Raw genomic sequence first — 18,449 nt, forward strand, 5'->3', positions numbered from 1 at the left:
TGGAATCCTTGCGGGACGCAGGCGCCCCGTGCTTGCCATGTTCACGATGCCGAGCATCAACAAATAGCCGCGGCAGGACGACGATCTGTGCACCTGCGCGGCAGGCTTCGACGCGCGTCGATCGGGCGTTGCCGCGCGAAGCAATTCCGCTATACTAGCGCGCTTCGCCGCACAACGCTCCCTTCGTCTAGTGGCCCAGGACACCGCCCTCTCAAGGCGGGAACACGAGTTCGAGTCTCGTAGGGAGCGCCATTTGGTTGTGCAATCTTCCATGATTGCCATGGTCTGGAAGGAGTGCGGTAGCCCAAGGTTACCGGCTATCGGCTGGATCAAAAGCAGCCATCCATGGCCGCACTGTCTGTCACCTGTGCGATCATCCCCGATCGCGGTTGTCCGGGAACATCCGGACAGCAGGGAGTTCCGGGCCTTCGGCCGGATCAAAAGCGGCCATCCATGGCCGCACTTTTCAAAAGAGCCCTCTGCCGAACCCCGCGAGAGCCCTTCGGTGTACTTTGCCGTGGATCTGCGTCGTTTTTCAGAAGAGCGTTCCATCTGCCCCTTCCTACAACCGAGTTGACTTCATGACTTTCGTCGTCATCGACAACTGCATCAAGTGCAAGTACACCGATTGCGTCGAGGTGTGCCCGGTGGATGCCTTTCACGAAGGCCCGAACTTCCTGGTGATCGACCCGGACGAGTGCATCGACTGCACCCTGTGCGAGCCGGAGTGCCCGATCAACGCGATCTACCCGGAGGACGACGTGCCGGTGGGGCAGGAGCCGCTGGTGGCGCTCAACGCCGAGCTGGCCAAGAGCTGGCCGGTGATCACCGAGCGCAAGGACGCTCCCGCCGATGCCGGCGACTGGGAAGGCAAGCCGGACAAGCTGGCGCTGCTCGAGCGCTGAACCGGCCTCCCGTCACGATGTCGAAACGAAAACGCCGCCCCTCCGGGCGGCGTTTTCGCATGCGTGGCGCGCTTGCGATCAATCCAGCTTCGACTTCAGCCGATCGATCACCTTGGCCACCGCGCCCAGCGAATCGCTCTGCGCGCGAATCTCGCTGCCGGCGTCGCCGCGGCTCTCCACGTTGACCTGTACCTGGTGCATGCCGCCACCGGCGGTGCTGGCAGAATCATCCCGGTGCCGGCCGAACAGCCGCGAGAAGAAACCGCGCTTCTTGCCGGTGGCGGCCGCCATCACGCTGACCACGTAGGAGTGCGTGGCGTCGTCGTGGCTGACCAGTTGGCCCGCCTTGCCGTCGGCCAGCACCTTGCCCACCTGCTGGTACACGCTGTCGACCGTGCCCTCGTGCACGAAGCCGTCGGAGATCTGCCCTGCCTGGCCCGGCACGCCCGCCACGGAGGCAGTCGCGCCGTCCGCCGTCGGCTGGTTCGCGCCCGGCGGCGGGATCACCAGGGCGTCGCTGGTGGAGGGACGATCCATGCTGGGCGGAATCTCCAGCGGCGCCTCCTGCCGGGCCTTCTGCCAGGCGCTGTGCGAACGGAACATGCCGCAACCGGAGAGCAGCAGGCCGGCGAGCGCGACGGCCGGCAAGGCCACGAGGAGCGAGGTTTTCTTCATCGAATCGGATTCCGTGAGTGAGCCAGGCCCGGATCAGCGGGCACAGGTGTCTAGGATGACAGACTGGACAGCGCCTGGTGCAAGCGGGCGCGATCCGGGCCGTCGGGCAGTTCCACCAGCGGCAACCGCGGCCGGGCCGAGCCCAGCCCCAGCGGCGGCAGTCCGGCCTTGACCGCGATCGGATTGGGCGCGCAGTCCAGCGCGTGCAGCAAGGGTTCCAGTGCATCCCGGCACCGTGCCGTGGCCGCCTCGTCGCCCGCCGTGGCGGCGTCGCACAGGGCGCGGAACGGCCGCGGCACCAGGTTGGCCACCACCGAGACGGTGCCGGCCGCACCGGCAAGCATCGCCACACCGGCGCTGGCGTCGTCACCGGACAGATAGACGAAATCCGCGCGCGCAAGTTCCGCCAGCGCGGCGATCCGCGGCGCATCGCCCCGCGCTTCCTTGATGCCGATGATCGCCGGATGCTCGCTCAGGCGCGCCACCGTCTCCGGCAGCAGGTCGCAACCGGTGCGACCGGGCACGTTGTAGAGCAGCACCGGCAAGCCGCCTGCATCAGCGACCGCGGTGAAGTGTCGCCACAGGCCCTCCTGCGTGGGGCGCACGTAGTACGGCACCACCACCAGTGCCGCATCCGCGCCCAGCTCCTGCGCACGACGCGTGGCAGCGATGGTCTTCGCGGTACCGGCCTCGCCGGTGCCGGCAATCACCGGCACGCGACCTGCCACGCGCTCGATCGCGAACGTCAGCAGGCGGTCGAACTCGCCCGCCTCCAGCATGTGCGCCTCGCCGGTCGAGCCGGCCACCACCAGCGCCTGGGTGCCGCCGGCGATCTGCTGTTCGATCAGGCGGCCGAACGCCGCCAGGTCGAGGCTGTCGTCGGCCGCGAACGGCGTGACCAGCGCACAGATGCTTCCACGAATGTCCACGTGCTCGATTCCGCTGCAACGGCAAGCCCTGCATGTTACTTGCCGCTTCGCAAGACGGGCAAGTAAGCTCGATGGGAGTAACCTGATGCTTCCGCATCGGGCGGAATGCTGCCCACAGGTGGACCTCCTTGAAATCTCCCTCCACTGCCTCGCACGCGGCCGGACGCACGACTGGCGACAGCCAGTTGCTGATCCAGGCGCTCACTCCGGCCGACAAGTCGCCGCTGCTGGCGCTGGCCCGCCGCATTGCCGACGCCGGCTGCAACCTTTCCGAATCGCGCGTCTCCACCATCGGCACCGAGGTCTCGCTGATGCTGCTCGCCAGCGGCGCCTGGGATGCGCTGGCCAAGCTGGAAACCGCACTGACCAAGCTGGCCCGCGACGAAAGCCTGCGCCTGGTGCACTACCGCACCGGCCAGCGAGGCAACAGCGCGCAGCTGCCTTATCTGGTGGAAGTGGTGGCCGCCGATCGCCCCGGCATCGTCGCCCGGATCGTGGAGTTCTTCGCCCAGCACGAAATCAGCGTGGAGCAGTTGAACTCTACCCGCTATCGCGCCATGCAGACCGGCGCGGAGATGTTCCAGGCCCAGTTCACCATCGGCATCCCGGCGGACATCCACATCGCCGCCTTGCGCGACGATTTCCTGGAACTGTGCGACGGCATGAACCTCGACGCGATCATGGACCCGGTGAAGTTCTGAAGTGTTGCCGTCCGCCGAGCATCGCGCGAACGCCTTGCCCTGACAAGACCTGTCATCCGCCACCCCGGGCGCGCTAGTCTGTGGCCGTGGCCCTGCCGGAGGACGTCAGCATTGCAGAACCGCGAGTCGATTCACGCCAGCCGGCCCCGGCTTGCCCGGTCGCCTCGCCGCCGCACTGTCGTCATCCGCGCCACGTCTCCCTTCCATCCCACCGCAAGCACGGCCGCGCAGGCCGCGCAGGATGCCCCATGCCCGCCATCGGCAAGAAACTTCCCGCACTGAAAGGCACCACCGGCGACGGCACCGAGCTGAAGCTTTCCGACTACCGCGGCCAATGGCTGGTCGTGTACTTCTATCCGAAGGATTCGACCCCCGGCTGCACCAACGAGGCCAGGGACTTCCGCGACTTGCACGCGAAGTTCCGCCAGCGTCACGCGCAGGTCATCGGCGTGTCACGCGACTCACCGAAATCACACGCCAACTTTGCCGCGAAGCAGGAGCTGCCGTTCCCGCTGATATCCGACGCCGACGAAACCTGGTGCCAGGCCTTCGACGTGATCCACGAGAAGGTGCTCTACGGCAAGCGCCACCTCGGCATCGTGCGCAGCACCTTCCTGATCGACCCCGACGGCAAGCTCGCCGCCGAATGGCGCGGGGTGAAAGTCCCCGGCCACGCGCAGGCCGTGCTTGACGCGATCCCCGCCGCCTGAGCCATTCGCCTTGATGAGTTGTCGCCATCCGCTTTGCCCACCCACCAGCGAGGACACTTCCGCATGACCGGAAGCAAGCGCATCTACGCTCTCGACACCAACGTCCTGCTGCATGACCCGACCTCGCTGTTCCGCTTCGAGGAACACGACGTCTTCATCCCCATGACCGTCCTGGAGGAGCTGGACGAGAAGAAGAAAGGTGCTTCGGAAGTCTCGCGCAACGGCCGCCAGGTCAGTCGCTTCCTCAACGAACTGATCGAGGCCGGCAAGCAGCACGACCTGGCGGAAGGGCTGGAACTGGCCAATCCGCAAGGAGTCAAGCTCAAGCGCGGCGGCTCGGCCGGTCGGCTCTATTTCCAGCATCGCATCAGCAGCAACGGCCACACCAAGGCCGACAACCAGATCCTCGCCGCGGTGATCGAGCTGCGCGACCAGAACCAGGATCGCGACGTGATCCTGGTCACCAAGGACATCAACCTGCGCATCAAGGCCGGCATCAACGGCCTGGTTGCGGAGGATTACGAGAACGACCGCGCGCTCGACGATTTCTCCCTGCTCTACACCGGCTCGACCGAACTGCCGGCGAACTTCTGGGAGCTGCACCCGGAAGTGCACTCGTGGACCGATCACGGCCGTACCTATTACCAGCTCGATCGCCGCGAGGACGAGGCGTGGCATCCCAACGAGTGCCTCTACCTGCCCGGCGAGAACGAGATCGAACTGCGCGTGCAGAAACTGGACGACGAGCACGCGACGCTCATGCTTCTGGACGACCACTCGCACGCCAACCATCACGTCTGGGGCATCGGTGCGCGCAACCGCGAGCAGAACTTCGCGCTCAACGCGCTGATGGACCCGGAGATCGACTTCGTCACCCTGCTCGGCAACGCCGGCACCGGCAAGACCCTGCTGGCGCTGGCCGCCGGCCTGGCCCAGGTGATGGACCAGCAGCGCTACCGCGAGATCATCATGACCCGCGCCACTGTTTCCGTCGGCGAGGACATCGGCTTCCTGCCCGGCACCGAGGAAGAAAAGATGACGCCGTGGATGGGCGCGCTCACCGACAACCTCGAAGTGCTCGCCAACCCCGAGGACGGCGGCAGCTGGGGCCGCCAGGCCACCAACGACCTGCTTGCCTCGCGCATCAAGATCCGCTCGCTCAACTTCATGCGTGGGCGCACCTTCCTGTCACGCTACCTGATCATCGACGAGGCCCAGAACCTCACCCCGAAGCAGATGAAGACCCTGATCACCCGCGCAGGCCCCGGCACCAAGATCGTCTGCCTAGGCAACGTCGAACAGATCGATACTCCCTACCTCACCGAAACCACCTCCGGGCTTACCTATGCGGTGGATCGCTTCAAGAGCTGGGAGCATTCGGCGCACATCACGTTGCGGCGGGGAGAGAGGTCGCGGTTGGCGGACTTTGCGGCGGAGATGATGTAGGAGCTGGCTTTCGGTTTTCGGCGTTCGGAAGCCCGGTAGCGGAATACCTGCCAGGCAACACCACTCCTGCCATCATGGTGAACACCCGATGCGCTGCGCGCGGTTGACCAGCCGCGACGCGGAACGCAGGTTGGATTTGCCGGTGTCCAACGATCCATTGCCGGCACGTCCATGGGAAATCGTGCCAAACAGTTGGGGGGCAAGCCTTGAACGCGGTGACCCGTCGAGGCTGGCCAACCTGGCCGCGGGAACGGCGCACGCGCGAATCCGCATCCGGTGGCTGAAGAACGTGATCGCACGTGGTACCGGCCCCGTCAAGTAGAATGTGTTGCCGTTGCCAAAGCCAAGACCGAGTTTTCGCCTCTCACGACCAAGCAAGGACCGCCATGTCAACCGCACTTTTGATGCAACTGTTCCAGATCATGCTGGTTCTCGGCCTGGGCACGGCGTTGGCGGTTTCCGCCATACGGTTGATGTGGATTGCCGGCAGTTTCCTCAAGCGCAAATCGCGCCTGTTGCCGTAAAGACAAGTCGCACGAAATGGCGTCCGGCCGGGCCGCCGTCAACTGATGTTGCCATCGGTCGAGTAGAATCACGACATTGCTGGCTCCGTGGTTCCTCTGCCCATGTTCGTGACGCCGCGCCTCATCCTGTTGCTCTTGTTCGCCTTCTTCGCACTGTGCGTGCTGCTGGTGCATTTGCGCGGGCGGGTGCGGTTGCGTTTCGACCGCCAGCTGGTGGATCACTCGGCAGTGTTCGCGCCTTACAACCTGCTGATGTACGCGTTCTCGGCGGTGCCGGCCAAGCCGATACTCGACCGCCGCGGATTTCCCGAGCTGGATTTGCTGCAGGCAAACTGGGAGACGATCCGGGCCGAGGCGCTGCACCTGACGGACCGGGGACACATTCGCGGCACCACGAAGAACGACGACGCCAGTTTCAACAGCTTCATCAAGCAGGGCTGGAAGCGCTTCTACCTCAAGTGGTACGGCGAGCCGCTGGCCTCGGCCCAGGCGCTGTGCCCGAAGACGGTGGAACTGCTCAATGCGATCCCCGGAATCAAGGCGGCGATGTTCGCCACGCTGGCACCCAACAGCAAGCTCAATCCGCATCGCGATCCGTTTGCCGGTTCGCTGCGCTATCACTTGGGCCTGATCACGCCGAACTCGCGCGACTGCCGCATCTTCGTCGATGGCGAAGAGCACGCCTGGGGCGACGGCAAGGACGTGGTGTTCGACGAGACCTTCGTGCACTGGGTGGAGAACAAGACCGACCAGACCCGGGTGATCCTGTTCGCCGACGTGGAGCGCCCGCTGCGCACGCGCTGGATGAGTGCGATCAACCATCGCGTGGGCGCGTTCATGGGCAAGATCACCGCTTCGCCCAACAGCGACACCGGTACCGAGAAGACCGGCTTCGTCAACCGCCTGTACGCGTGGAGCCAGCGCAAGGGCGCCATGCATCAATGGAAGGCGGCGTTCAAGCGGCGTCACAAGAAGCTGTACAAGGCCGGAAAATACGTCGGCATCCTTGTGCTGTTGTGGCTGATTTTCCTGGCTCCCTGGCCATTGCTCCGCTAGCGGTCACGTTTCGCTCCATCCATGCGTCCTGGCAGCATCCTTTCCCCGGAGTGCCTCATGGATTCGCAAACCGCCCTGTTCCAGCAACACCGCCAGCGCCTGTTCGGCCTGGCCTACCGCATGCTCGGCACGCCCGCCGACGCCGAGGACGTGCTGCACGATGCCTGGCTGCGCTGGCACGCACAGAATGTCGCCGCGCTGGACGACCCGGAAGCCTGGCTGGTCACCGTGACCACGCGCATCGCGCTGGATCGCCTGCGCCGGGCCAAGACCGAACGCGCGCACTACTCCGGCCCCTGGCTGCCGGAGCCGCTGACCGTGGATGCCGACCAGCCCGAGGCGCAACTGGAACGCGCCGAAAGCCTCACCCTCACCTTTCTGCTGTTGCTGGAGCGGCTGAGCCCCGAGGAGCGTGCCGCCTTCCTGCTGCGCGAAGTATTCGACTACAGCCACGCCGAAACGGCCTCGATGCTGGAAATCAGCGAAGACGCCTGCCGCCAGCGCGTGCACCGGGCGAAGCAGCGGCTGCGCGAGGATCGACCGCGCCAGACGATGCCGAACGCCGACATCCAGCGGCGCCTGCTCGAACGCTTCATGCAGGCGCTGCAGCAGCCGGACATGCCCACGTTGCGTGCCTTGTTTGCCGAAGACGCCATGAGCGTATCCGACGGCGGCGGCCTGGCGCGGGCCACCCTGCACCCGCTGCACGGCGCCGAGCGGCTGGCCCGGCTGTACATGCAGATCGCGCTGCAGCAGCAGCGCCATGGTGGCGTGCGCCACGAAATCCGTCAGCTCAACGGTACGCCGGCCCTGTTCGGCTGGCAGGGCGACACGCTGGTCTCGGCCAGTTGGATCGACGACGACGGCGAACGCATCACCGCCGTGCATGCCCTGCGCCACCCCGGCAAGCTTGCCCGGCTGGCGGCGGTCACGAAATCGACGGCGCCCACGTCCTTGCACTGAACGGCCGATCCCGGCCGCACATCGCAAGGAGAACCCCATGCCTCGTTTCAACATCAACAAGCGCCTCGACGCCGTGAAGCCCTTGTTCGCCCTGGGCGAATACATCAAGAACTCCGGCATCGAACAAAGTCTGATCGAACTGGTACAGATGCGCGTTTCCCAACTCAACGGTTGCGCCTACTGCCTGGACATGCACAGCAAGGATGCCCGCGCCGCCGGCGAGACCGAGCAGCGCCTGTACGTGCTGCAGGCCTGGCGCGAGGCGCCGTTCTACAGCCCGCGCGAGCGTGCCGCGCTGGCGTGGTGCGAGGCGGTGACCCGGCTCGACCCGGTGCACGGCGTGCCGGACGAGGTCTACGAACAAGCCCGCGCCGAATTCAGCGAAGAACAGCTGATCGACCTCAACATGGCAGTGATCGCGATCAACAGCTGGAACCGCATCGCCATTCCCTCTCGCGCGGAACCCGGTCACTACCGGGCGGCGCAACACTGAACCGGCGGCGCCTCGCGCAAACCGTGCACGACAAGCCTGCCTCGCGATGCGCGCCAACGGCGTATCCCGTCAACGGCATGACACCGGCTGGGGCACGACCATCCCGCGCCGATCCAACGAAAAGGCCGCGGCATGCCGCGGCCTTCATTGCGCCCAGCGGCGTCCCGGATCAGGCCGCGAGGCGCTTCACGATGGCGTCGGCGAAGCTGCCGGTGCTGCCCTTGCCGCCGATGTCCGGCGTCACGCTGTCGCGATCGTTCGTCATGGTGTCGCGGATCGCGGCGCGCAGCTTGTCGCCCTTGGCCACCATGTCCAGGTAGTCGAGCATGTCGGCCGCGGCCAGCAGCAGCGCGCAGGGGTTGGCGATGCCCTTGCCCGCGATGTCCGGTGCCGAGCCGTGCACCGCCTCGAAGATCGCCGCGTGCTCGCCGATGTTGTCGCCCGGCGCCAGGCCGAGGCCACCGACCAGGCCGGCGCACAGGTCCGAGAGGATGTCGCCAAACAGGTTGGTGGTGACGATCACGTCGAACTGGTACGGGTTCATCACCAGTTGCATGCAGGTGTTGTCCACGATCATCTCGTTGAACTCGATCTGCGGGTATTCCTTGGCAATCTCGCGCGCCACATTGAGGAACAACCCCGAGCTGGTCTTCAGGATGTTCGCCTTGTGCACCGCGGTGACCTTCTTGCGGCCCTTCTTCACCGCCAGCTCGAAGGCGTAGCGCACGATCCGGCTGCTGCCCTTGCGCGTGTTGCGCGCCACCGACTCGGCGATCTCGCCGTCGGCGGACAGGGTTTGCCCCTCGGAGCGGTAGGCGCCCTCGGTGTTCTCGCGCACGGTGATGATGTCGATGTTCTCGTAGCGCGACTTGGTACCGGGGAAGCTCACCGCCGGGCGCACGTTCGCGTACAGGTCGAAGTGGCGGCGCAGGGTCACGTTGACCGAGGTAAAGCCGCCGCCGATCGGCGTGGTCAGCGGGCCCTTCAGCGCGACCTTGTGCTCGGCGATCTTGTCCAGCGTGGCCTTGGGCAGCAGGTCGCCGTGCTTCTCCAGCGCGACCATGCCGGCGTCGACGAAGTCGTATTTCAGGCCGCAGTCCAGCGCGTCGAGCACGCGCAGCGTGGCGGTCATGATCTCCGGGCCGATGCCGTCGCCCGGGATCACGGCGATGGTGTTGTTCATGGGGGGACTCCTTGGGGGCTGATCGCATGCACGGCGCGCAAGGCGCGCGTCAAGACCGCCCATTATCGCTCATGAGCCCCAACGCCGGACACCCGTCCGCCGCGCAAGTCGTTGCAAATCCTCGCATGGAGCGTTGCGGAAAGCCGCATGCCCGCGGGCATCTCAAGCGTGGTCGGCGCACTCCGGCGCACCGGACTCGCCGTTCTCCAGCTGGTCCAGGAAATCCACCGCGCGGCGCAGATGCGGGATCACGATCGAGCCGCCCACCACCAGGCCCACGCTGAACACCTCGAAGAACTCGTCGCGCTGCACGCCGGCTTCCTTGCACTGGGCCACGTGGTAGCTGATGCAGTCGTCGCAGCGCAGCACCATCGAGGCGACCAGGCCCAGCATCTCCTTGGTCTTCACGTCCAGCGCGCCGGCCTTGTAGGTCTGCGTGTCCAGCGCGAAGAAGCGCCGCACGACCTGGTTGTCCTCGGCCAGGATGCGCTCGTTCATGCGTTGGCGGAACGCGGTGAATTCGGCCAGCTTGTCGCTCATGCGCCCGCCTCCAGCAATTGCGCCAGTTTGCCGCTGCGGTCGGCCGCCGCCAGGTCGTCGAAGCCACCGACGTGGTGATCGTTGATGAAGATCTGCGGCACAGTGCGCGCGCCACCGCTGCGCGTCAGCATCGCCTCGCGCTGGGACGGGTCGGTGTCCACGCGCACCTCGGTCCACTCCAGCCCACGGGCCTTGAGCAGGTTCTTGGCGGCCACGCAGTAAGGACACACCGCGGTGGAATAGACCTCGATCTTCGACATCACGACAACTCCGCAAAACGGGGGAACGGCCTGTAAATGGGGGCGTCCGGGACAACAGGCAAGGTGGGAACCGACGCCGCCCGGGGCGGTCACAATGCTATTGTCGCTTACCCATGGCCATGACACCACGACGACCCGCCCGGCGTGTTCTGACTGCGCTGCTCTGCGCCGGCCTGACCTGCATGGCCAGCGCGCAGGACGACGTACGCCTGCCCGACCTGGGCAGCTCGGCCGACGCGCTGATCTCGCCGCAGGAGGCGCGTGATTACGGCGCCTCCATGCTGCGCCAGATGCGCGCGCTGGACATGGTGGTGGACGACCCGCTGCTGGACGACTACGTCAACGATCTCGGCCATCGCCTGGCATCCAACTCCGACAAGCCCAAGGACCACTTCGCCTTCTTCATCGTGAAGGACCCGGAGATCAACGCCTTCGCCGCGCCGGGCGGCTACATCGCGGTCAACTCCGGGCTGTTCGTCATCACCCGCGACGAGAGCGAACTGGCCGGCGTGATCGCGCACGAGATCGGCCACATCACCCAGAACCACCTGCAGCGGGCATTCGAGGCCTCGCGCAAGGATGCACCGCTGATGGCGCTGGTGCTGCTGGGTGCGGTACTGGCCGGCGCCGGCAGCCACAGCGGCGACGCGCCGATGGCGGTGCTCGCCGGCGGCCAGGGCCTGATCGCGCAGCGTTCGATCAACTTCACCCGCAAGGACGAGATCGAGGCCGACCGCGTCGGCATCCAGACCCTCGCCAAGGCCGGTTTCGACCCGGAAGCGATGGCGGCCTTTTTCCAGCGCATGCAGGACGTGCTCAGCACCGGCGCCGGTGGCGACGACGTGCCCGTCCTGCTGCAGACCCACCCGGTGACCAGCATGCGCATCAGCGACGCCAAGGCGCGTGCCGGCGCACTGGTGGCGGCGCAGAAGCTGCGGCCCTCGGGCACCGTCATGGACGTGCAGCAGTGGCAGCAGCACACCGCGCCGATCGCCTTCGTCAAGGACCCGACCTCGCTGCTGGACACGCCCAGGCCCGGCCCGCTCGACACCTACCAGCTGATGCGCGAACGCGTGCGCGTGCTGGCCGGCGACGCCACCCGCGAAGCGACGTACTACGGCTCCAACCTGCAGGACCGGCCTGCGTTCGACACCCCGGCCAACCATTACGGCTACGCGCTGGCACTTACCCGCAGCGGCCGCGGCGCACAGGCGGTGGCGCAGTTGCAGCCGTTGCTGCGCGACGCGCCGGACAACCTGATCCTCAAGCTCGCGCTGGCCGATGCCAAGTTGCAAGCCGGCCAGCGTGCCGCGGCGCTCGCCATCTACCAGGACCTCAACGAGCAATCGCCGCGCAACCGCGCGGTGGCGCTGGCCTACGCCAAGGCGCTCACCGCCGGCGGCGACAAGGCGCAGGCCGGCCTCGCCGCCAGCTTGCTGCGCCCCCTGCTGGACGACGCCAGCGAACCGGAGATCTACAGCGCCTACGCCCGCGCCAGCGACGCAGCCGGCGACAACGTGCGTGCCGGCGAGGCGTTCGCCGATGCCAGCTATTACTCCGGCCGCCCGTTCGACGCGATGGAACAACTGCAGCGTCTGCTCAAGCGCAACGACCTGGATTACTACGCCCGCGCACGCATCCAGGGCCGCATCACCGAACTGACGCCGCTGCTGCTGGAGCTGCGCAAGCGCCGGATCGAGACCAAGGACAACCCGGACAGCCAGCAGCATGCACAACCGTTCGGCCCGTGCATCGAGCCCGCCTGCCGCGGCAGCGCGCCAGTCTCCGCCTGGCGGCAGGATTGATCCGCCGCTGAAGGTCCTTTGCGCGCCGGCGCATCATGCATCGTCCACCGCCATGGGCCAGAATGGGCCATGTCCAGACCTTCCGCCCGCGTACCCGCCATCGACCTTGCCGCCCCGCAGCTGTACTTCAGCCGCGAGCTGGCCGCCCTGGAGTTCAACTTCCGCGTGCTGGCGATGGCCCGCGATGCCAGCGTGCCCCTGCTCGAACGCGTGCGCTACATGAGCATCGTGGCGAACAACCTCGACGAGTTCTTCGAGGTGCGCGTGGCCATGCTCAAGCATCATCACGCCTACGGCTCGGCCGCGCCGGGCCCGGATGGCGTCCCCTCCGGCGAATTGCTGGCGCGCATCCGCGGCCGGGTGCTGGACCTGGTGGCCGAGGTCTACGCCGCGTGGCGGGAACAGATCCGCCCGCAGCTGGAGCAGGAACACATCCACATCCTTACCCGCAAGCAGTGGACGCCGCGCCAGCGACGCTGGCTGCAGGGCTATTTCGAGCACGAGGTGCTGCCGGTGCTGTCGCCGCTGGGGCTGGACCCGGCGCATCCGTTCCCGCGCATCCTCAACAAGACGCTGAACATCGCGGTCGTGCTGAAGGGCCGCGACGCCTTCGGCCATGAAGGCCATCTGGCCCTGGTGCGCGCACCGCGCTCGCTGCCGCGGATCATCCGCGTGCCGGCCGAGGTCAGCGGCCGTGGCCATCACTTCGTGTTCCTGGCGGAGTTGCTGCAGGCTTTCGTCGACCTGATGTTCCCCGGCCTCAAGGTGCTCGGCTCGTACCAGTTCCGCGTCACCCGCAACAGCGAGCTGATCGTCGAGGAGGCGGAGGTGGAAAACCTCGCGCTGGCGCTCAGCGAGGAACTCCTGGGCCGCGGCTACGCGCGCCCGGTGCGGCTGGAGATCGCCGAGGATTGCCCGCAGGCGATCACCGCGCTTCTGGTGGAGAAATTCCAGCTCGGCGAGGCCGACGTCTACCGCTGCGACGGCCCGGTCAACATCATCCGCGCCGGCCTGATCTACGACTGGCTGGACCGTGCGGAGCTGAAGTTTCCGCGCTTCACCCCGCAGTTGCCGCCGTCGCTGGACAGCAGCCTGAACAAATTCGAGGTGATCGCCAAGGGCGACGTGCTGCTGCACCATCCCTACCAGAGCTTCGCCGCGGTGATCGACCTGCTGCGCCAGGCCGCCGCCGACCCGCAGGTGCTGGCGATCAAGCAGACCCTGTACCGCGCCGGCGAGGACACCCCGCTGGTCGACCTGCTGGTGGAGGCCGCGCGCCACGGCAAGGACGTCACCGTGGTGATCGAACTGCGGGCGCGCTTCGACGAGGAGGCCAACATCCGCCTGGCCACGCGGCTGCAGGAGGCCGGCGTGCAGGTGGTGTACGGCGTGGTGGGTTACAAGACCCACGCCAAGATGATGCTGATCGTTCGCCGCGAGGGCGACACCTTGCGCCGCTACGCGCACCTGTCCACCGGCAACTACCACCAGGCCAACAGCCGCGTGTACACCGACATCGGCCTGATGACAGCCAACCCCGAAATCGGCGAGGACTTGCACAAGGTGTTCCAGCAGCTGTCCGGACTGGGCCCGGTGATCGAGCTGAAGCGCCTGCTGCATTCGCCGTTCACGCTGTATCGCGGCGTGCTGGCCCGGATCGAGCGCGAGACCGAACACGCCCGCGCGGGGCGACCGGCGCGCATCGTGGCCAAGCTCAACGCGCTCAACGAGGCGAAGGTGATCACCGCGCTGTACACCGCCTCGCAGGCCGGCGTGGAGATCGACCTGATCGTGCGCGGCGCCTGCACCTTGCGACCCGGCCTGCCCGGTGTCTCCGAGCGCATCCGGGTGCGCTCGATCGTCGGGCGCTTCCTCGAACACAGCCGGGTGTACTGGTTCGCCAACGATGGCGAGGCGGAAATCTACTGCGCCAGCGCCGACTGGATGGAGCGCAACCTGATGCGGCGGATCGAGATCGCCTTCCCCATCCTCGATCCGCAGCTGGCCGCGCGTGTCTACGACGAGACGCTGGCCAACGGCCTGGCCGACAACACCCAGGCGTGGCTGCTCGACAGCGACGGCCGCTACACCCGCGCCGAGCCCGGCGACAACCCGCCGTACAGCGCGCAGCAGACGCTGCTGGAACGACTGTGCCCGTGAGCCGCCTGCAATGCGCGCACGCGTGCGAGAATCCGCACTTCGCGATTGCCGGAGCGCCGGATTGAGCGCAGTCGAACAAACGCCGATCCGCGATGGCGAACTGATGGCCGCCATCGACATGGGCTCGAACAGCTTCCACATGGTGGTGGCGCGCATGGAGCATGGCGAACCGCGGGTGATCGACCGCCTGCGCGACACCGTGCGCATGGCCGCCGGCCTGCGCGCCGACGGCAGCCTGGATGCCGAACGGCGCGCGCGCGCACTGGCCTGCCTGGCCCGCTTCGGCCAGCGCATCGCCGGCTTGCCCACCGCGCGCGTGCGTGCCGTGGCGACCAATACCGTGCGCCAGCTCGCCTCGCCGCAAACCTTTCTGACCGCGGCGGAAGCCGCGCTGGGCCACCCGATCGAGGTGGTCTCCGGCCGCGAGGAGGGCCGCCTGATCTTCCTCGGCGCCGCGCACGACCTGCCCGCCTCGCGCGAACCGCGGCTGGTCATCGACGTCGGCGGCGGCAGCACCGAATTCATCATCGGCCGCGGCCTCGCGCCGTTGCACACCGAGAGCGTGCAGGCCGGCTGCATCGCTTCGACCCTGCGTTTCTTCCCCGGCGGCAAGATCACCCGCGCGCGCTGGCAGCGCGGCCTGAGCGAGATCGGCGTGCTGCTGCAGCAGTTCGCGGAGGACTATCGCGAATCGGGCTGGCAGGATGCGTTCGGCTCGTCCGGCACCACCAAGTCGATCGGCGCGGTGGCACTGGCCATGGAGCTTTCCGACGACGGCATCACGCCCGCGGCGCTGGCCGCCCTGCGCGATGCGCTGATCGAGCAGGGCCAGGTCGGCACGCTCAAGCTGCCGGGCCTGGTTCCTGAACGCACGCCGGTGTTCGCCGGCGGCGTGATGATCATGGAAGCGGCCTTCACCGCGCTGGGCATCGAGCGGCTGCGCGTGTGCGAAAGCTCGATGCGCGAAGGACTGCTGTGGGACCTGCTCGGCCGCGCCGGCGGCAGCGACCCGCGCACCGCCAGCATCGACGCGCTGGCGACCCGCTACGGCGTCGACCGCGCGCAGGCGCGGCGAGTGGAAGCGACGGCACTGATGCTGTTCGACCAGGTCGCGCGCAACTGGAAGCTCGACGCCGACGCGCGTGAGTGGCTGTCCTGGGCTGCGCGGGTGCACGAGATCGGCCTGGCCATCGCGCACAGCCAACATCATCGCCACGGCGCCTACATCCTGCGTCATGCCGACCTGGCTGGCTTCTCGCGGCAGGAGCAGGAATTGCTGGCCGCGGTGATCGAACTGCACCGGCGCAAGCCGGACAAGTCCATCGTCGCCAGCCTGCCGCTGCGTTATCGCGCGCTGGCGAAGCACATCACCGCGCTGTTGCGTCTGGCCGTGCTGTTCCGCCGCGCCCGCCGCGCCGAGTCGCTGCCGCAGATGCAACTGGCAGCCAGCGCCCGCTCGCTGCGCCTGAAACTCCCGCCGGGATGGGGCGAGCAGCACCCGCTCACCGAAGCCGACCTGCAACAGGAAAAGGCACCGATGACCGAACTTGGGGTGAAACTGGATCTCGCGAACAAGTGATCCGCCTTTTTCGCGGCATGCCGATGCCATGCCGCGTATCATGGACGCCCGCCTCGTGAATGCCGGTCCGGATCGCTCGCTGCCATGCTCAAATCCCTGCTGATCGCCCTGCTCCTGCTCGTTCCGTTCGGCGCCGCCGCGCAGGCGGGCAAACCTGCACCGGCCACATCGAGCGCCGCGCCCGTCGCCGCACCGCCGCACGTCCTGCTGCACACATCGCAGGGCGATCTCACGCTGGAGCTGTATCCGGACAAGGCGCCCAAGAGCGTGGCCAACTTCCTGCAGTATGTGCGCGACGGCTTCTACGACGGCACCCTGCTGCACCGGGTCATCCCCGGCTATCTGGTGCAGGGCGGCCTCTACACCCGCGACCTGCAGCCCAAGCGCACGCGCCCGGCCATCGCCAGCGAGGCGGACAACGGGTTGTCGAACCTGCGCGGCACGATCGCCGTCGCCCGCGGCGCCGATCCCAATTCCGGCACCGCGCAGTTCTTCTTCAACCTGGTCGACAACCGCCGGCTGGATTTCGTCGGCAACCAGAGCGGCCTCACCTGGGGCTTCGCGGTGTTCGGCAAGGTGACCAAGGGCATGGACGTGCTGGACAAGATCGCCGCCCTGCCCACCCGCCCGCTGGGCCCGTTCGCCGGCGACGTACCCGAGCCACTGGTGGTGATCGAGAAGGCCAGCGTGATCGGCGAAGAGGTTCAGGCGCCGGCGAGCAGCGCCAAGGCGCCGGCCAGGGCAGCATCTGTCACCAAGCCGACCAGCAAGCCGGCGGCGAAGCAGTCCGGCGGGAACTGATCGGCATGGCCACGTTGTTCATCGCCGACCTGCACCTCGATCCCGCACGCCCGCAAATCACCCGCCTGTTCGAGAATTACCTCGCCAGCGACGAAGTGCGAAGCGCCGACACGCTGTACATCCTCGGCGACCTGGTGGAAGCCTGGATCGGCGACGACGATGATGCCGAGTTGCCGCAGCGCATCGCCGAGGCCATCCGCGCCGTGCACGATGCCGGTGTGCCGGTGCATTTCATGGTCGGCAACCGCGACTTCCTGCTCGGCGAAACATTCGCCACCCGCGCCGGCATGACCCTGCTCGACGACGGCACCGTGCGCGACATCCAGGGCCGGCCCACCTTGCTGATGCACGGCGACACGCTGTGCACCGATGACCTCGCCTACCAGGCCGTGCGCAAGCAGGTTCGCACGCCCGAATGGCAGGCGCAGATCCTGGCGATGCCGCTGGAGGCGCGCCGCGCGTTTGCCGCCAAGGCCCGCGCCGACAGCAAGGCACACACCGGCAGCACCATGGAAAGCATCATGGACGTCAACGCCGAGGCGGTCGCCGCGGCACTGCGCGGAGCGGGCGTGACGCGGTTGATCCACGGACACACGCATCGGCCAGCCATCCATCGTCTCGAACTGGACGGAAAGCCTGCCGAGCGGATCGTGCTGGGGGACTGGTACGAACAGGGGTCGGTGCTGGTGGTGGACGGCGAGCGCGTGGAGCTGCGTGGATTGGCGACGAGGTGAGGCCCCACGGGCCAGAAACTCGACATCAAGGATTGATTCCCCGAACCGTTCGGGCTGAGCGTAGCGCTGGAGGCGCGCAGTCGAAGCCTCGGCGCGACCTGCCAAGCAAGAGCTCGCTTCGATGGAATGCGTCGCGGTGTAGAGGGCGCGGAGATTGTGAATCCCATCCACGGGATTCACAATCTCCGCGCTGTGCGCTACCGGGCCAGCCTTCGGCTGTCCAAATTCGTTCCAGACGAATTTGTCGCTCGCGGAGGCAGGATGCCGGAGCGAACAGCGGCAAAGCCGCCGGCCCGAAGGGTGAGGCGCAGGATGCGCCGAGTCACCGGAGAGTCCGTCCACCGCCTCTCTCCGCCAGATACGCAAAACGCCCGCTTCGACGGAGCACGTGGTTACTTGGTCGTGCACGAGGGATTGTTCGGCCCATCCATGGGCCTCACCCCTTCGCGCTGCGCGCTACGGGGCCAGCCTGCGGCTGTCCAATTTTGTTCCAGACAAAATTGTCGAACCGGGAGGGTCCGTCCACCACCTCTCTCCGCCAGATACGCAAAACGCCCCGTTCGGGGCGCTTTGCGTATCTGGCGGAGAGAGAGGGATTCGAACCCTCGATCAGGCTTTTGACCCGATACTCCCTTAGCAGGGGAGCCCCTTCGGCCACTCGGGCATCTCTCCGGGGTTTTGCCGCATGACTGCGGAGCCGGCAAGGATACTGATCGGCGCGGCCCAGGTAAAGTCTTGAAACGGTGGTCAGTGGTCGCCGCTGTCGTCCGGAGCGCTGCCGGCGTCGTGTTCACCGCGGATTCGCTGGTAGATTTCCTCGCGATGGACGGCCACGGTTTTCGGCGCGTTGATGCCGATGCGTACCTGATTGCCTTTCACGCCAAGAACGGTGACGGTCACCTCGTCGCCGATCATCAGGGTCTCACCGACCCGGCGGGTCAGAATCAACATGATTGCTACTCCATAAAATGCTGCTGGTCACAGG

19 protein-coding genes and 2 tRNA genes are annotated in these 18,449 nt (G+C 66.9%); 14 read left to right on the forward strand and 7 right to left on the reverse strand.

The features are described 5' to 3' along the window. Window positions 1-176 precede the first annotated feature (176 nt). Together ACVCMB_RS06245 and fdxA are read left to right on the forward strand one after the other, a co-directional pair. A tRNA-Glu gene (locus ACVCMB_RS06245) sits at window positions 177-252 on the forward strand. Between the two features lie 329 nt (window positions 253-581). After that, entirely contained in the window at window positions 582-905 is a 324-nt protein-coding gene (gene fdxA / locus ACVCMB_RS06250; RefSeq protein WP_395119560.1) for a ferredoxin FdxA, read from the forward strand. 78 nt (window positions 906-983) lie between these two features. Here the strand turns inward: fdxA and ACVCMB_RS06255 are convergent, their stop codons facing one another. Continuing rightward, a complete protein-coding gene (locus ACVCMB_RS06255; protein WP_447106433.1) occupies window positions 984-1,580 on the reverse strand; it encodes a hypothetical protein in 597 nt (198 codons plus the stop codon). 50 nt (window positions 1,581-1,630) lie between these two features. Beyond that, window positions 1,631-2,509, reverse strand: coding sequence for a 4-hydroxy-tetrahydrodipicolinate synthase (gene dapA / locus ACVCMB_RS06260; protein ID WP_447098471.1), 879 nt, complete (start codon window positions 2,507-2,509; stop codon window positions 1,631-1,633). Between the two features lie 185 nt (window positions 2,510-2,694). Between dapA and ACVCMB_RS06265 the strand changes: the two genes are divergently transcribed. From ACVCMB_RS06265 to ACVCMB_RS06295, 7 genes are all read left to right on the forward strand, one after another. Then, complete coding sequence (locus ACVCMB_RS06265) at window positions 2,695-3,210, forward strand: glycine cleavage system protein R (RefSeq protein ID WP_136258190.1); 516 nt, start codon at window positions 2,695-2,697, stop codon at window positions 3,208-3,210. A gap of 248 nt (window positions 3,211-3,458) precedes the next feature. Continuing rightward, window positions 3,459-3,920, forward strand: a complete 462-nt coding sequence (locus ACVCMB_RS06270) for a peroxiredoxin (RefSeq protein WP_291229068.1) — start codon at window positions 3,459-3,461, stop codon at window positions 3,918-3,920. 63 nt (window positions 3,921-3,983) lie between these two features. Continuing rightward, on the forward strand, window positions 3,984-5,366 hold the full coding sequence (locus ACVCMB_RS06275) for a PhoH family protein (RefSeq protein WP_395119564.1): 1,383 nt from the start codon (window positions 3,984-3,986) through the stop codon (window positions 5,364-5,366). 386 nt (window positions 5,367-5,752) lie between these two features. After that, window positions 5,753-5,890 carry a hypothetical protein gene (locus ACVCMB_RS06280; RefSeq protein WP_395119565.1) on the forward strand — a complete coding sequence of 46 codons (138 nt, stop codon included), beginning with the start codon at window positions 5,753-5,755 and terminating at the stop codon, window positions 5,888-5,890. 102 nt (window positions 5,891-5,992) lie between these two features. After that, the gene (locus tag ACVCMB_RS06285) at window positions 5,993-6,946 is read left to right on the forward strand and encodes an aspartyl/asparaginyl beta-hydroxylase domain-containing protein (protein WP_447098469.1); all 954 of its coding nucleotides are present in this window, start codon (window positions 5,993-5,995) and stop codon (window positions 6,944-6,946) included. A 57-nt stretch (window positions 6,947-7,003) separates the two neighbouring features. After that, complete coding sequence (sigJ, locus tag ACVCMB_RS06290; RefSeq protein ID WP_447100015.1) at window positions 7,004-7,909, forward strand: RNA polymerase sigma factor SigJ; 906 nt, start codon at window positions 7,004-7,006, stop codon at window positions 7,907-7,909. A 37-nt stretch (window positions 7,910-7,946) separates the two neighbouring features. Next, entirely contained in the window at window positions 7,947-8,402 is a 456-nt protein-coding gene (locus tag ACVCMB_RS06295; protein ID WP_447106434.1) for a carboxymuconolactone decarboxylase family protein, read from the forward strand. 169 nt (window positions 8,403-8,571) lie between these two features. Here the strand turns inward: ACVCMB_RS06295 and ACVCMB_RS06300 are convergent, their stop codons facing one another. The 3 genes from ACVCMB_RS06300 to grxC form a co-directional block, all read right to left on the reverse strand. Next, window positions 8,572-9,585 (reverse strand): isocitrate dehydrogenase, encoded by a 1,014-nt coding sequence (locus ACVCMB_RS06300; protein ID WP_395119569.1) that lies wholly within the window; start codon window positions 9,583-9,585, stop codon window positions 8,572-8,574. Window positions 9,586-9,747: 162 nt separating this feature from the next. After that, complete coding sequence (locus ACVCMB_RS06305) at window positions 9,748-10,125, reverse strand: carboxymuconolactone decarboxylase family protein (RefSeq protein WP_395119570.1); 378 nt, start codon at window positions 10,123-10,125, stop codon at window positions 9,748-9,750. Next, window positions 10,122-10,385, reverse strand: coding sequence for a glutaredoxin 3 (gene grxC / locus ACVCMB_RS06310; RefSeq protein WP_395119571.1), 264 nt, complete (start codon window positions 10,383-10,385; stop codon window positions 10,122-10,124). The genes ACVCMB_RS06305 and grxC overlap by 4 nt, the downstream gene beginning before the upstream one ends. Window positions 10,386-10,498: 113 nt before the next feature. Between grxC and ACVCMB_RS06315 the strand changes: the two genes are divergently transcribed. From ACVCMB_RS06315 to ACVCMB_RS06335, 5 genes are all read left to right on the forward strand, one after another. Continuing rightward, window positions 10,499-12,190: a M48 family metalloprotease gene (locus ACVCMB_RS06315; RefSeq protein WP_447106435.1), complete on the forward strand. Its 1,692-nt coding sequence runs from the start codon at window positions 10,499-10,501 to the stop codon at window positions 12,188-12,190. Window positions 12,191-12,259: 69 nt separating this feature from the next. After that, window positions 12,260-14,350, forward strand: a complete 2,091-nt coding sequence (gene ppk1, locus ACVCMB_RS06320) for a polyphosphate kinase 1 (RefSeq protein WP_447098464.1) — start codon at window positions 12,260-12,262, stop codon at window positions 14,348-14,350. 61 nt (window positions 14,351-14,411) lie between these two features. Then, the gene (locus ACVCMB_RS06325; protein WP_395119574.1) at window positions 14,412-15,929 is read left to right on the forward strand and encodes a Ppx/GppA phosphatase family protein; all 1,518 of its coding nucleotides are present in this window, start codon (window positions 14,412-14,414) and stop codon (window positions 15,927-15,929) included. Window positions 15,930-16,013: 84 nt separating this feature from the next. Next, window positions 16,014-16,730 (forward strand): peptidylprolyl isomerase, encoded by a 717-nt coding sequence (locus tag ACVCMB_RS06330; protein WP_395119575.1) that lies wholly within the window; start codon window positions 16,014-16,016, stop codon window positions 16,728-16,730. 5 nt (window positions 16,731-16,735) lie between these two features. Then, entirely contained in the window at window positions 16,736-17,464 is a 729-nt protein-coding gene (locus ACVCMB_RS06335) for a UDP-2,3-diacylglucosamine diphosphatase (protein WP_447098462.1), read from the forward strand. A gap of 579 nt (window positions 17,465-18,043) precedes the next feature. On the opposite strand, the gene ACVCMB_RS06340 is transcribed toward ACVCMB_RS06335, so the two are convergent. Continuing rightward, a tRNA-Ser gene (locus ACVCMB_RS06340) sits at window positions 18,044-18,136 on the reverse strand. A 75-nt stretch (window positions 18,137-18,211) separates the two neighbouring features. Continuing rightward, entirely contained in the window at window positions 18,212-18,415 is a 204-nt protein-coding gene (csrA, locus tag ACVCMB_RS06345; protein ID WP_395119577.1) for a carbon storage regulator CsrA, read from the reverse strand. Window positions 18,416-18,449 lie beyond the last annotated feature (34 nt).

The sequence above is a fragment of the Rhodanobacter sp. UC4443_H10 genome (assembly GCF_052978325.1).